Consider the following 13,762-nt stretch of genomic DNA (forward strand, 5'->3'; position numbering starts at 1 on the left):
CGCCGGTACCGGTCACGATCGTCTGGTCAAGAATGACCATCAGCATCCCGGCGGCGCGCGAACACGGCAGTTGACCTTCCCCCTTGGGGAAGCCCCAGCATCGTCGGCATCCGGGCGGTGCCCCGCCCGGTGCGAGGAGGGTGACCGGTGGAGCTGCTGACGATCGGGGCGTTCGCGCGGGCCTGTCGGCTGTCGCCGAAGGCGCTGCGGCTGTACGACGAACTCGGCCTGCTGCCACCCGCGCACGTCGACCCGGCGTCCGGGTACCGGTACTACGAACCGGGGCAGCTGGAGCGGGCCCGGCTGGTCGCCTGGCTACGCCGGCTGGGCATGCCGCTGGCGCGCATCCGCGTCGTCTGTGACCTGCACGACCGGGACGCCGGTGCGGCCGCCGACGAGATCGCCGGGTACTGGGCCCGCGTCGTCGCAGACACCGAGACCCGGCAGCGGCTGGCCGCCTTCCTCGTCGACTACCTGTCCGGGAAGGGAACCACCATGGCAGACACGCCGACCACCCTCGGGATCCGCTACGCCGCCCGCTCCGACACCGGCAAGGTGCGGCCCAGCAACCAGGACGCGGTGTACGCCGGGACCCGGCTGCTCGCCGTCGCCGACGGCTTCGGCGCATCCAGCGGCGACCGGGCTTCCGCTGCCGCCATCGACGCGCTCAAGCCCCTCGAAGCCGGTATCCCGGCCGGTGACCTGCTCAACGCTCTCCAGGAGGCGGTGGCGGACGCCGACCGGGCGCTGCACGGCATCGCCTCCTCGGCACCCGACGGCGTGGGAACGACCCTCACCGCGATGGTGTGGGCCGGCTCCCAGCTCGCCCTGGTGCACATCGGCGACACCAGGGCGTACCTGCTGCGCGGCGGCGAGCTGTTCCAGATCAGTCACGATCATTCGTACGTGCAGTCGCTGGTCGACTCGGGGAGCCTGACCCCGGAGGAGGCGGCCTCGCACCCGCAGCGCGCGATGCTGATCCGGGCGCTGGACGGCAAGGGCAGCCCGCGGCCGGACCTGTCCCTGCACGACGCGCAGGCCGGTGACCGCTACGTGCTCTGCTCCGACGGGCTGTCCGCAGTCGTGGCGGCGGACGCCATCCGTACCGCGCTGACGATGATCACCGACCCGGAGCAGGCGGTCGGGCAGTTGATCGACCTGGCGTACCAGAGTGGCGCGCCGGACAACATCGCCTGCGTGGTGGCCGATGTGGTGCCGCTCTAGAAGATCAGACGGATGAGGGCGGCGGTGACCGCCGCCCCGCCGACGACCACCAGGAACGGCGCCCGGAGCGCCACCGCGACGACCGCGACGGCGAGCCCGGCGGCCCGGGCGTCGAGGGTCAGCCGGTGCCCGCTGGTGAACGTCTGGATCACGATCAGGGCGCTCAGCAGCGCGACCGGCAGCGCCGCGGCGATGCGCTGGACGAGCTTGTTCTCCAGGATGCGCGGCGGTACCGACAGGCCGGCGAGCTTGAGCAGGTAGCAGCCGATCGAGCCGGCCAGGACGGCGGCCCAGATCACTTCGCCTCCACGGCGGCGTCGGTGCTGTCGGTGCTGTCGCTGTCATTTCGGCCGCCGTCGCCACGGCCTCGCAGGACCAGCAGCGCTGCGGTGGCGGCGGCCAGCAGCACGGGTACGCCGGCCGGCACGAACGGCACCGCGACCAGCGCGACCGCAGCCGCGGCCAGCGCGACCACCCACGGCTGCCTGGCGCGCATCCGCGGCGCGAGCAGCGCCAGGAACGCCGCGGGTACGGCGGCGTCGAGGCCGAGCACCTCGGGGTTGCTCAGCGACTGCGCACCGAGCCCACCGAGCAGGGTGCCGAGATTCCACAGGACGAACACCGACAGGCCGGTCGACCAGAAGCCCAGGCGCGCCGCACGAGGGGAGTCGCGGCCGACCGCCATCGCCGTACTCTCGTCGATCACCAACTGGGCGGCCGTGGCGCGCTTGAGGCCCCGTACCCTCAGAAGCGGCGCAAGCCGCAGCCCGTAGAGCGCGTTGCGCGACCCCAGCAGCACCGCGGTGCCCGCCGCGGCGACCGCCGAGCCGCCCGCGCCGAGCACGCCCACCAGCGCGAACTGCGAGCCGCCGCTGAACAGCAGCAGCGACAGGGCGCAGGTCTGCAGCATCGAAAGCCCGGAGGCGACGGAGATGGCGCCGAACGAGAGGCCGTACGCGCCGGTGGCGACTCCGATGCCGACGGCGTCGCGGACGATCGACCGCCGGTCGGGTTGAATTTCGGTATTCATGCTGGTCGGAATCGTATTCCATCGCAGTTGGCCGTCGGGTTCCCGGCTCTGTTCCCGGCGCTGCCGGTCGATCGATGTGTTTCTTCTCGCCGGTGCGGGAAGGAGGGTGGCGCCATAGTCTTGACCAGGAAGATCGCTTCTCGGAGGTGCGTGATGGCCGAACTCGACATCGTCACCGCGACCCGGGCGCACCTCGGGCCGGTCGGCGTCTGGCTGGCGGTGCTGCGCCGCGAGACCGCCGACGCCCAGCGCGACTTCGCGCGCGTCGCCGAAGGGCTGGGGTACGGGTCGCTGTGGAGCGGTGAGGGCGTCGGCGGCAACAACATCTTCGTCGACCAGGCCGTGTGGCTGTGCGCCACGACGAGGCTCATGACCGGCTCGGGTATCGCCAACGTCTGGGCCCGGCACCCGGCCGACACGGCGGTCGCCGCGGCGTCGCTGGAGGCGGCGTGGCCGGGGCGGACCGTGCTCGGCATCGGCGTCAGCCACGCTCCCGCCATCGAACGCACCGGCCAGGTGTACGAGCGGCCCCTCGAACACATGCGCCAGTACCTCGACGGCATGGACCAGGCCGCCGAATCGTTCACACCGAACCGGGCCCGGGCGCCCCGGGTCCTGGCCGCGCTGCGCCGCCGGATGCTCGAACTGGCCCGCGACCGGGCCGACGGCGCGCACACGTACTTCGTACCGCCCGAGCACACCCAGCAGGCCCGCGAACTCCTCGGCCCGGACCGGCTGCTCATCCCTGAGCAGGCGGTCTACCTGGGCACCGACCCCGCCGAGGCGAGGGCCGTGGCGCGTGAGCACACCGCGTTCTACCTGCGGCTGCCCAACTACGTCAACAACCTCAAGCAGCTCGGCTTCACCGAGGAGGACCTGACCGGCGCGGGCAGCGACCGGCTCGTCGACGCCATCGTGGCCTGGGGTGACGTGGACGCCATCGCGGCTCGGGTACGCGCGCATCTCGACGCGGGGGCGGATCACGTGCTGCTCCAGCCGCTCGGACCGGACGCGAAGGCGGCGGAGCGGCAGTTGGCGGAGCTGGCACCGGCGCTGCCGCGCGGCTGATCCGCTCTGCCTCCGGGTTCGCGACGTCTCCTGGTTCGCCAGGTCTCCCGGTGGTGCCACGCGGGACGAAGGCACCCCGCCGCGTGCTTTGCTCTGCTCCCGGATAGGCAGCACCTATCGCCTCACTGCCGGTGTTGCCCGCCCGGGAGCAGAGCAAAGCACGCGGAAGCCACGTCCTCCCTGACTCGGGGCTGTTACCGGCTGTCCCGCCCGGTCGAGCAGCCGTCAGGCGGGTAGCCGTACGCCCGCGGCGGCCAGGGCGTCCTTCAGCTCGGCGGCGGCCCGTGTCGGTTCCACCTGGATGACCGTGTACGCGGCCACGTTCTTGATGACGAACGGGTCGGTGGCGATGAGGCGCTCGATGGCGTCGCGGTCGTCGCCCTTGGCGAGGATGAAGCCGCCGCCGTCGCGGGGGTTCTGCCGGCCGGAGAGCAGGAAGGTGCCGTCGGCGTAGTGGTCGACGACGAACTGGAGGTGGTCGGCCAGGATCGCGTCGACCTCGGCGAGCGGTGCGGTGTAACTGACGATCAGCAGGAACACGGTGAAACCTTTCGGATCATGTATGTGAGCAGCGTATGAGCCCTGGTTGCCGCTGGTTGATCCGGGTGTCCCGCGCATGATCCTCGTCAGGCTGCCAGCGGTTCGCCCTTGAACACTTCGCGCCGATGCCACGTGACGCGCTCGGCCGACGGCGGACCGGGAATGTCAGGGGGGCGCCCTAGTGTCCGCTTCGGAGGGCAGCCGAGCAGACGGACGGGGGACGCGCGGTGGTTACGTGGTACGAGAACCTGCTGGTGGCGGGCGAGTTCGAGCTGACCGTGAACGCGCTGGAGAGGGCGGGATTCGAGGCCATCGTGGCGCCGGTCGCCCGGGCGCGGGTGGCCGTCGTCCCGTACGAGTGGAGCGGCGGCGAGGACCTCTCCGACATGGTGACCCTGCTCGGCCGGGACCTGGGCTTCGCCGCCATCCGCTGGGAGAACAACTCGTTCGTGCTCACGGCCGACGTGTGGGAGGGCGGCCGGCTCACGCACTGGTACGTGTCCGAGCTGTCGAATGTGGCCTACCGCTGGGTGGACGAGCTCGGACCCGGACCGTCCATCGACCCCCAGGGCATACCGCTTCCCGCCGGTCCCGTGGGTGACCCGGCGGTGTTCGCGAGGTTCGGCGTCGGCAACGTCGACATCGGACGGTTGGCGGCCGCGCTGCGCGGTGAGGGTCCGAGCGGCGTGGCCCCGGGCCGGCAGCACCGGGCCATCCTCGAGGCGCTCAACCTGGATCCGTTGCCGCTCACGGACGAGTTCAGCAGTTTCGACCTCCATCGCCTGCCCGGGGCCGTGCTGACCGGGCCGGTGGGCGTTCGGTAGGCGGGCGGTTGGTCCACCCCGGGCTGCGTGACGAAGATGACGTCGCGCGGGGGTGTTCACGGATGTGGCACCAGTCACGGCCCAGGACGGGGCACCCAACTTGAAGGTTCAACAAACGTCGTGGCAGAGTTTGGTTGAACGCTCAATCGATGGTGCCGCTGCGGTGTCCGTTGGTGTCGTTCACGCACGCACCGAACCGAAGGAGCCATCCCGTGACTCTGCTGCGCATTGACGCCAGCATCCAGGGACCGATGTCGGCCAGCAGCGAGCTGGCCGACCTCGTACTCGCCGAGTGGGCCGCCGCGCGGCCCGACGCCCCGGTGGTGAGCCGCCACCTCGGCGCCGAGCCGCTGCCCGCCGACGCGTGGGCGGCCGCCGTCGGCGGCGCCTGGACCCCCGAGGCCGACCGCACCGAGGCCCAGAAGTCCGCCCTGGCCCTGGCCGCTGCGCTGGCCCAGGAGCTACGCGACGCCGAGGCCGTCGTGGTGGCCATGCCGCTGTACAACTACGGCATCTCCCAGCACGCGAAGACCTGGATCGACCTGGTCACCGCCGGCGGCGCGCCCGGCGAGCAGATCCTGGCCGGCAAGCCCGTCGTGCTGCTCACCACCCGCGGCGGCGCCTACGGCCCCGGCACCCCGCGCGAAGGCTGGGACCACAACACCGACTACCTGCGCCGCGTTCTCGCCGACGTGTGGGGCGCCGACCTCACCGTCATCGAGCGCGAGTTCACCCTCGTCGGTGTCAACCCCGCCCTCGACGAGTTCACCGAGATCGCTGCGCTGATGAAGAAGACCGCCCACGACAACGCCACCGAGGCCGGCAAAGCCCTCGCCGCCCGGTAACGCTCCCGCCCGAGAGCGCCGCGCGCGGCTGCCCTTGAACCGCGAAGGTCCCCGACCGATACCGTGGGGACCTTCGCGGTTTCTCTGCCGGCTGGTCGCCACAGCGTGAGCGGACCGGTCACCTGGCCGATGAAACGCGGCCTAGCGGCGGCCGGTGAGCCTGAGGCCGCGCAGCGGCAGGTCGACGGGGCGGTTGTCGGAGATCCACGCGTCGATGCGCGCCCACCACCGGTACAGCCACTCGATCCGTTCGTCGGCCCCGGCCGGTACGGCGTGCGCCGGCTCCAGCCACCACTGCATGGCGATCCTCTTGTCCATGGGCAGTTCCCGCCACACGTCGGCAACCGTGAACAGGTGGTCCACCCCGGTGTGCGCGACGAAGATGACGTCGGTGCCGGGGGCGGCGTCCAGCGCAGCCAGTACTCCGCCCGGGCGTGGCGCCAGCACGTTCGGCATGGCCTCCGCCCGTCGGGCCATCGCGGGCAGCCCCAGCCGGCGCAGCCGGGCGATCGCGGTCACCCACCGTTTCGGGGTGAAGTTGCCGCCCTCGGGGAAGATGACGAACGCGTCGTCGCTGTCGAGCGCGGTGGCCAGGGCGCTTACCTGGGCCTCGGCCTCGTCGCCGCGATGCCTGGCCGGCGCGATGAACCTGCTCGGTAACCGGTTGAGCAGCACGTCGATGGCGGGATCCCACTGCAGGGCTTCCTTGAGCACGATGCGCGGTTCCCGGGCGTACCAGTTGATGAGCGCGTGGACGAGCAGGAACGAGTCGCCGGGGCCGGCGTGCCGGCACAGGACGAGCAGTGGCCGGCCGTGCGGTACCGCGTCCGGATCGGTACCGTCGATGTGCACCGATACCCGCAGCACCCATGACGCCTGCCGGTACAGCACCCGCAGCACGACCCCGCACAACCGGTAGTGCGCGCGTTGGAACGTCGGGCCCCGGACCCTCCATCCGCATCCGGCCGCCACCCACAGGCCGAACAGCGCGACCAGGAGGACGGCCTCGACGGCCAGGTACACGGTCACCAGCCACAGCAGTCGCAGCGGGCGCAACCGTCCCGGCGTGAAGGGCGACACGACGAGCGTGACCACCATCCAGAGCGGGATGGTGACGACCAGTCCGAGTGAGAGCAGGAGCACCAGCGGGGCCAGCAGGACGCGGCGCACCCACCGCGGCGGCGGCCTCACCGCGGCCTCGGTGCGGCTGAGCGCCCCGCGCTCACCTGAGGTTCTCCTTGAGGTAGGCGACGGACGCCTCGTACGCGCGGTCGATCCGGCGCGCGGCGGCCGCCAGGTCCCGGTACGCCAACGGCGAGTCGTCGCGATCCGACCCGCCTCCGGTCGGCAGCACATGCACGTCGACGGTCGGGGGGACCGCCGCGAGCTCCCGGGCGTACCGGTGCCGGCGGGAGATCTCGAAGGCCACCTTGGCGACGTCGAGGACGTGCCGCGGGGCCGTCAGCGGGCGGTCGATCCGGCCGACCTGCAGCACGAACACCGTGCCGGCGCCGAGTTCGACGGCCCGGCCGACGGGGATCGAGTTGACGATGCCGCCGTCGATGTAATGCTCGCCGCCGACGACGATCGGCGGGAGCAGCGCGGGTACGGCGGACGAGGCGAGCACAGCCGGTACGACCTCGCCCCGGTCGAACCAGTGCTCGACGGACCGCTCGATGCTCGCCGCGCAGCACTGGAACCGTACGGGAAGGTCGGCGAAGGTCGTGGCCTCACCCAGTTCGCGGTGCAGCAGGTCGCGCAGCGGCTTGGGGGAGTGCAGGTGGCCGCCGCGGACGACGCGGGCGAGCTGTCGGTGCGGCAGGTCGCCGTACACGGCGCGGGCCTCCGGGGACGCCCAGACCTTCGCGAGCCGTTCGGTGACCCCGGGGGTCGGGTTGGCGGCGACGAGTACCCCGTTGACCGCGCCGATCGAGGTACCGACGATCAGGTCGGGGGTGACGCCGTGCTCCAGGAGAGCCCGGAGCATGCCGACCTCGACCGCGCCGAGGACGCCGCCGCCGCCGAGCACGAACGCGACCGGCCCGTCAGACATGAGATCATCGTGCCACGTTCACGTGGGCAGATGTCGGCTACGCCTTGTCGCGTTCATCGATCGGCGACGCGCCGGCGGTGCCGGCCTGCTGGGCCTGGTGGTCGCGGTGCCGCTTCAGCAGCAGTACGCCACGGGTGAGCCAAATACCGGCACGCCCGGTCGGGATCAGGGCTGGGTGAAGTGGTACCCGGCATCGAGGAGCCGGGGCAGGGCGATGGTCAGCGCCTCGATGGTCTGCTGACGGTTCCCGCCGCCGTCGTGGTTGAGGATGATCGAGCCGGGGCGGGTCCTGGTCAGGATGGTCTGCACGATGTGCGGTACGCCCGGCCGGGACCAGTCCCTGGGGTCGACCGACCAGTCCAACGGGCGCATGCCCGCCGCGGCACAGGCGTCGAGGACGGCCGGGGACCAGTTGCCGCCGGGGGCGCGGAACAGGGTGGGGCGGTGACCGCCGGACGCGGTGCTGATCGCGTCGGTGGCCCGGTTGAGCTCGTCGTTGATCTGCGCCGGGGGCAGACCGGGCAGGTTGAGCGGGTGGGTGAAGGTGTGGTTGGCGATGTGGTGCCCGGCCTCGACGACCGCGGCGACGAGCTTCGGGTTGGCGGCGGCGCGGCGTCCGATCATGCAGAAGGTCGCCGGGATCTTGTAGTGGGCCAGCAGCGCGAGGACGCGCGGGGTCCACTCCGGGTCGGGGCCGTCGTCGATGGTCAACGCGATGTTCGTGCCCTCGCACGGCAGGTAGTGCTGCGGGCCGCCGGGCTTCTGGATGAAGTTCGGATCGACGGGGCAGACCCCGGGGGTGGGGGTGACCGGTGTGGGCACCTGCCAGGGGGTCGGAGATGCGCTCGGCGACGGGCTGGGTGTGCTCGGTGGGGGGTGGGGGCTTCCGGACGGCTTCGCGCTCTTCGGCGCGGCGTGCCCGGCGTGCGTACACCCGCCCGTCAGGGCAAGCGCACCCATCGCGAGCAGTAACCGGCGGCCAACCGGCCGGTTCAGGGCGGTCATGGGCTGGCAGCAAACCACACGCAGTAACCGTCGGATGACGGTCCTGTCGTTGATATGTCCTACATCATGGCTGATCCGCCTTGGTTGCGATTATCGGCGGCTTCACACACGGTGATCATGGATGAACCTGTTGTCGGTCGGCCTGCTGCGATAACGACGCGCCGGGGAGATCGTCGCCGTTCGGCTGACCAGCCTGTGCTGACAGGAGGAGCGGGGAAGGCGTCTTGCCGGCCGTGCTCCAGAGGTGGGTGCCTGTCGTCCGATCGGGCCCGCGTGTCACCGGTACTGGTGATTGCTGGAAAATACTGGAACTTGTACCGTCCTTGCGTGGATCAATCGGCCGAGGCGCTCGAGCGCCGCATCGACGAGCTGCGCACCGCCGTGCGCCAGGCGGTGCTGGCCGGCGACCGGGCCCGGGCGCGGGGATTGAGAGCTGAGCTGCGGCGGGCCGAGCGGGAGTGGGACAACGCGGTCGACGGCCTCGCAGACCAGGTAGAACCCGTCACCCCGCTGCTGCCGATCCGCGAACAGGTGCACAACGCGCTGACCCTGCTCGGCGTCCCCGCCGCACCCAAGCTCGTCATCGCCGTCCACGAGACGTTCTTCGCCGGGGAGATCGTCCCGGCCCGCCTGACGAGCCTGCGCCGCGACGAGGAGCGCTCGTTCCGCTCGGCGCCGGGCTCCCGCCCGTACTATCTCTGCTCCGCCCTGACCGCCGACCTGCTCGCGCCGGCCCGCGGCCTGATGGCGGTGTCGACCTGGCCGTTGGCCCGCCGCATCGTCGGGCCGCTCAGCGCCCGGGTCGACTTCCTCACCGCCGCGATCCGCATCGCCGAGCGGACTGAGCGAAGCCCCGGCGCTGAGCGGCTGCTGTGGCGGTTCGCCGCCAACATCCCCGGCGCCACCACGGACTTCGCCGACGTGAAGCCCGTTGATGTGGCGCGGGCGGCCCGAGCGGAGCTCGCGGTCCACGAAGACGCCGACCGGTCGCACCGCGAAGCGGCCGCCGAGCGAGCCCGTACCCAACTCGACGACGCGGCGCAGCTGTTCGGCAGCCGGTTGCGGGTCGTCTCCCCGGGGGTTGTCAACGAATGACTTCACTGGATCGTCTACGTGGCGACGTCCAACCGAAAAACCACAACGCGCGTACGATCGCCGCGCTCACCGCGAACCCGGGGTGCTCGCGGCGGGCGGTGATGGACGCGGCCGGCATCGACAAGAGCCGGCTGGCGTCGTACATCGGGTTCCCGGCGCGGTTCGGCCAGTCGCAGTTCGCCATCACCCGCGGCAACGCGTTCGAGGCGCAGCTCAAGGCCAACGGCTGCGCGGAGCTGCTGCGGCTGCTGCGCGAGGCGCTGAAGCTGCCGATCGAAGAGGCGTCGTACGACGACCTGGAGTCGCTGGAGCAGATGGACGCGCGGGCCGCCCGGTCCCGGCAGCTACTGACGCGCGCCGCTTCCGGTGAGGAGGGGGCGGGAACGCTCTTCGACCACCCGCTGCTGCGGCTGGAGGTCGGCGGCCGGTGGGTGTACCTCGAGCCGGACCTGGTCGCGCTGCGGACCGGCGGCAAGTTCTACGTCGTCGAGATCAAATCCTTCGCCGTCATCGACGGGCAGGCCGACGGTACGAAGGTCTCCGCCGCCGCGACCCAGTCGGCGGTGTACGTGCTCGCGCTGCGCCGGCTCCTCGCCGAAGCCGGCCACGACCCCTTGTTGGTGTCGCACGACGTGGTCCTGGTGTGCCCGGAGAACTTCTCCAACCGTCCCGTCGCGACCCTCGTCGACGTGCGAAAGAAGCTTTCGGTACTGGAACGGCAGCTGAGCAGGATGGCCCGCATCGACGCGATCGTGGAGTCGCTGTCCCCGGACCTGACGTTCGACCTGGCGCCCGACTCCTCCGGGGTGCCGCAGCGGCCGGCCTCCGAGCTGGTGGACGGGCTGGGGCAGGTCGACGCCCGGTACTCGCCGGAGTGCCTGGCCAACTGCGAGCTGGCGTTCTTCTGCCGGCACGAGGCGCGCGGGACGACGGCCTCGTTGGGGAAGTCGGTACGTGAGGAGCTGGGCGGGGTTTCGTCGGTGGAGTTGGCGCTGTCGCTCGCGTCGGGTTCTGCCTCGCCGGAGCCGGATCAGGAAGAGGCGGCGGCGATGCTGCGGTACGCCGCCAAGCTGCGCGCGGAGATCGTCTCTTGAGCGCGTTGACGGCCCTGGCCCGCGCGTCCGCCGTTCAGGCTGGCGTGGCACAGCCGATCGCGACCGTCCGGCACGTCCACCTGTCTTCGCGGCCGTTGGTATTCATACCGCTGTCGCTGGCCGGGGAGGCTCATGCTCCACTGGCCGCGCTGGTGGGCTCCTCTGTTGAGTCGCCCCAGTTGTTGGTGGTGCCGCAGCCGCGCAACCGGGACCAGCGGTTCGGGTTCGCCGCCACGCTTGCCGAGATTTTAGTGTCTTATGTGGACAGTTTCTGCGGCGAGACCGAGACGGTCGCGGTCGACCGGGGGCGCGACGTCCGGGAACGGTACGTCGACGCGCCGCAGATTCTGGTACCGAATGGCGGCGGGATCGGGTTCGTGCGGCTGTTCGGCCGGTCCACCCGGTTCCGGCGTACCACGGGGGAGTGGGCGGTCGACCCGGCGGTACCGCTGCTCGGGCGGTGGCTGACGTTCTTCGCCGAGCGGGCCGAGTACCCAGGCTCGTCCATGCTCGTGAGCATGACCGGCGCGCTCGGTATGCACTGGGCGACCGGGCAGAGCAGCGTCGAGGACGCCAACCTGGCGGCGCTGTTGGGCTGGATCGCACCGCCCGCCGGTATGACCGGGGCCGAGGCGGCGCTGGAGGCAGAGGATCCGCTGCGGTGGCCGCCGGCCGGGCCGGCGACGGATCCCACGTTCGACAACGAGGTGCTGGCGCCCGCGATCGAGTCCGGCTCACTGTCCACTCTGGAGAAGGCGCTGCGCGACCAGTTGGAGCCGACCTGGGAGCTGATGTGGCGCGGGGTGTCGCTGCTGCGCGCCTTGCCGGCGGGCTCCCGCGTCGAGCGGCGCTGGGCCGACGATCGGGGCGCGTTCACCGGGTACGTGGAGTACGTTGCCGAGGGCGGATTTCCGCAGGCCAAGCTGGACGTGGCGGTCGCGGCCGCGCAGCGCCTGGCGAAGCTGGAGCGGGCGCAGGCGCTGTATGACGCGCAGCGGGCGTACGACGATCCGCTGGTGCTGGCGGAGTACCGGCTGACCGGGGAGGCGTTCGCGGGCTCGGTCGTGGCTTCGTCGCCTGATCGTCTTGATGCCAGTGGTAAGAAGCGGGTGCTGCGGCCGCACATCACCGTGCGGTCTGACGATCCGGTGCGCCTGGGGCCGGGGGTAACCGTCGTGTCGCCCGCCCGGCCTGCTCAGAAGGGGCGCATCGTCTCCGTTTCCGGCTCCGATGTGGTGCTGGAGCTGTCGGGCGGGATGGGGCGTGGCCTGACCGCGCCGCCGGGGAGCGTGCCCGAGGTGGGGGAGCGGCTGACGTACACGACGCTGACGGAGTCGTACCAGGCCCCGGCCGCGTTCCCGTCCCGCGACGAGACGCCCTGGACGCACGGCGGGCCGCCGGCTGAGTACGTACCCGATAACGAGGACGCGGCGGAGGAGTGGTCGTGACCGATGTGCTGCCCGGGGTGCTCGCCGATCTGACCTCGCACCGGGGTGTCGTCGTCGACTCGCCGCCCGGGGCGGGGAAGTCGACCCTTGTCGTGAAGGCCACCAAAGAGATGGTCTCGTCGGGCCAGCTGCCCCTCATGATCGTGGCGCAGACCAACGAGCAGGTCGACGACCTGATTTCTCGTCTGATCACCGCGCTCCCGCCAGGCGTCGTCATCGGGCGGCTCTCGGCGCAGGGGTACGTGCCGACGCCGCGGGTCGCGGCCCACGCGTCCGTCACGGTCGGCTCGAAGGTCGCCGACCTCGGGCCGGCGCTCATCGTCATCGGTACGGCCGCGAAGTGGGCCACGCTGAACGACGGCCAGTGGCCATGGGCGATCGTGGACGAGGCGTACCAGATGCGCTCGGACATGCTGCTGCGCATCGCGAACCGGTTCGACAAGGCGCTGTTCGTCGGGGATCCGGGGCAGCTCGACCCGTTCTCGGTCGTGGAGAGCGAGCGGTGGAACGGGCTGACCTGGGACCCGATGCAGAGCGCGGTGGCGGTGCTGCTGCGCCACAACCCGCATCTGCCGGTACACCGGCTGCCGGTGTCGTGGCGGCTGCCATTCTCCGCTGCACCCGTGGTGTCGCAGGCGTTCTACCCGTTCACGGGCTTCTCGTCCGGCACCGGTGACGGTGACCGGCGGCTCTCTCTGACGACCGCTTCGTTCGGCGGCGGGCCGGTCGACGCGGCCGTGGAGACGGCGGCCGCCACCGGCTGGGCGCTGTACGAGCTGCCGAACCGGCACACCCTGCGTACGGACGCCGAGGCGGCGGCCGCGTGTGCCTCTTTGGCGCAGCGGTTCCTGGAGCGCGGGGCTGTCGCGTACTCGGAGCAGGCTCCTGACGGTGCTCCGGTGACGGCCTCACGCATCGCCATCGGGGCCGCGCACCGGGACCAGGTGGCGGCGATCCGGTCGTACCTTCCGCCTTCCTCGGAGATCACGGTCGACACGGCGAACCGGCTGCAGGGGCGGGAGTACGACGTGACGATCGTGCTGCACCCGCTGTCCGGGCGGCGGGACGCGACCGCGTTCCACCTGGAGTCGGGGCGGCTGTGCGTTCTCGCATCCCGGCACCGGCATGCGTGCGTGGTGGTGGCGCGGGCCGGGATCCCGGAGTTGCTGGATGCTCATCCGTCGACGGAGCCGGTGCACCTGAATGTGCCGGTGAAGTTCCCGGACGGGTGGGAGGCCAATCAGTCGATCATGGCTCATCTGAACGGTCATCGGGTGAACGTCTGAATGACTGAACGCATGGTTAGGGTTGCGAACGGTAACGTCATGCCGTCGTCGATCTGGGAATGGGCGGCTGCCGATTGGCGGGGAAGCGGCCGAGGGGTAGGGCGGAGTGCCTGTACAGCGTCGAGCCTGGGTCGTATCGGCTAGTGGGTCAACTGGCCTCGCCGTTCAGCAGGGCCGGCGGACTGAGGCTGATGGGTGACAAAGAACTAGCGCGTCCGCATCGGCCTTCCGTGTGGTTATGGGTCGCGGT

At 71.2% G+C, this 13,762-nt stretch carries 14 protein-coding genes; 8 read left to right on the plus strand and 6 right to left on the minus strand.

Annotation, left to right across the window (positions count from 1 at the left end):
- Positions 1-147 precede the first annotated feature (147 nt).
- On the plus strand, positions 148-1,224 hold the full coding sequence (locus Pme01_RS16015) for a MerR family transcriptional regulator (RefSeq protein ID WP_168116364.1): 1,077 nt from the start codon (positions 148-150) through the stop codon (positions 1,222-1,224).
- Here the strand turns inward: Pme01_RS16015 and Pme01_RS16020 are convergent.
- On the minus strand, positions 1,221-1,523 hold the full coding sequence (locus Pme01_RS16020) for an AzlD domain-containing protein (protein WP_168116363.1): 303 nt from the start codon (positions 1,521-1,523) through the stop codon (positions 1,221-1,223). The two genes, Pme01_RS16015 and Pme01_RS16020, sit on opposite strands and share 4 nt — an antisense overlap.
- Positions 1,520-2,254 carry an AzlC family ABC transporter permease gene (locus Pme01_RS16025; RefSeq protein WP_168116362.1) on the minus strand — a complete coding sequence of 245 codons (735 nt, stop codon included), beginning with the start codon at positions 2,252-2,254 and terminating at the stop codon, positions 1,520-1,522. Before Pme01_RS16025 ends, Pme01_RS16020 begins: the two co-directional genes overlap by 4 nt.
- Positions 2,255-2,407: 153 nt before the next feature.
- Between Pme01_RS16025 and Pme01_RS16030 the strand changes: the two genes are divergently transcribed.
- A complete protein-coding gene (locus tag Pme01_RS16030) occupies positions 2,408-3,322 on the plus strand; it encodes a TIGR03620 family F420-dependent LLM class oxidoreductase (RefSeq protein ID WP_168116361.1) in 915 nt (304 codons plus the stop codon).
- 225 nt (positions 3,323-3,547) lie between these two features.
- Here the strand turns inward: Pme01_RS16030 and Pme01_RS16035 are convergent, their stop codons facing one another.
- Positions 3,548-3,862, minus strand: coding sequence for a YciI family protein (locus Pme01_RS16035; protein WP_168116360.1), 315 nt, complete (start codon positions 3,860-3,862; stop codon positions 3,548-3,550).
- A 227-nt stretch (positions 3,863-4,089) separates the two neighbouring features.
- Here Pme01_RS16035 and Pme01_RS16040 point away from each other — a divergent pair, with 227 nt between their 5' ends.
- Positions 4,090-4,686 (plus strand): hypothetical protein, encoded by a 597-nt coding sequence (locus tag Pme01_RS16040; protein WP_168116359.1) that lies wholly within the window; start codon positions 4,090-4,092, stop codon positions 4,684-4,686.
- 212 nt (positions 4,687-4,898) lie between these two features.
- Positions 4,899-5,531 (plus strand): FMN-dependent NADH-azoreductase, encoded by a 633-nt coding sequence (locus Pme01_RS16045; protein ID WP_168116358.1) that lies wholly within the window; start codon positions 4,899-4,901, stop codon positions 5,529-5,531.
- A gap of 141 nt (positions 5,532-5,672) precedes the next feature.
- Here the strand turns inward: Pme01_RS16045 and Pme01_RS16050 are convergent, their stop codons facing one another.
- The 3 genes from Pme01_RS16050 to Pme01_RS16060 form a co-directional block, all read right to left on the minus strand.
- Entirely contained in the window at positions 5,673-6,722 is a 1,050-nt protein-coding gene (locus tag Pme01_RS16050) for a 1-acyl-sn-glycerol-3-phosphate acyltransferase (RefSeq protein ID WP_168116357.1), read from the minus strand.
- Between the two features lie 31 nt (positions 6,723-6,753).
- The gene (locus Pme01_RS16055; RefSeq protein ID WP_168116356.1) at positions 6,754-7,584 is read right to left on the minus strand and encodes a patatin-like phospholipase family protein; all 831 of its coding nucleotides are present in this window, start codon (positions 7,582-7,584) and stop codon (positions 6,754-6,756) included.
- Positions 7,585-7,749: 165 nt separating this feature from the next.
- Positions 7,750-8,406 (minus strand): polysaccharide deacetylase family protein, encoded by a 657-nt coding sequence (locus Pme01_RS16060; RefSeq protein ID WP_168116355.1) that lies wholly within the window; start codon positions 8,404-8,406, stop codon positions 7,750-7,752.
- 510 nt (positions 8,407-8,916) lie between these two features.
- Between Pme01_RS16060 and Pme01_RS16065 the strand changes: the two genes are divergently transcribed.
- From Pme01_RS16065 to Pme01_RS16080, 4 genes are read left to right on the plus strand one after another with little or no spacing between them, the layout of a single operon-like run.
- Positions 8,917-9,684 (plus strand): hypothetical protein, encoded by a 768-nt coding sequence (locus Pme01_RS16065; protein ID WP_168116354.1) that lies wholly within the window; start codon positions 8,917-8,919, stop codon positions 9,682-9,684.
- Positions 9,681-10,778 carry a hypothetical protein gene (locus Pme01_RS16070; RefSeq protein ID WP_168116353.1) on the plus strand — a complete coding sequence of 366 codons (1,098 nt, stop codon included), beginning with the start codon at positions 9,681-9,683 and terminating at the stop codon, positions 10,776-10,778. The genes Pme01_RS16065 and Pme01_RS16070 overlap by 4 nt, the downstream gene beginning before the upstream one ends.
- Positions 10,775-12,226, plus strand: a complete 1,452-nt coding sequence (locus Pme01_RS16075; RefSeq protein ID WP_168116352.1) for a hypothetical protein — start codon at positions 10,775-10,777, stop codon at positions 12,224-12,226. Before Pme01_RS16070 ends, Pme01_RS16075 begins: the two co-directional genes overlap by 4 nt.
- Entirely contained in the window at positions 12,223-13,512 is a 1,290-nt protein-coding gene (locus tag Pme01_RS16080; RefSeq protein WP_239088263.1) for an AAA domain-containing protein, read from the plus strand. The genes Pme01_RS16075 and Pme01_RS16080 overlap by 4 nt, the downstream gene beginning before the upstream one ends.
- The last annotated feature ends 250 nt before the right edge of the window (positions 13,513-13,762 follow it).

The organism is Planosporangium mesophilum, from assembly GCF_016863255.1.
GTDB classification, from domain to species: Bacteria; Actinomycetota; Actinomycetes; order Mycobacteriales; family Micromonosporaceae; genus Planosporangium; species Planosporangium mesophilum.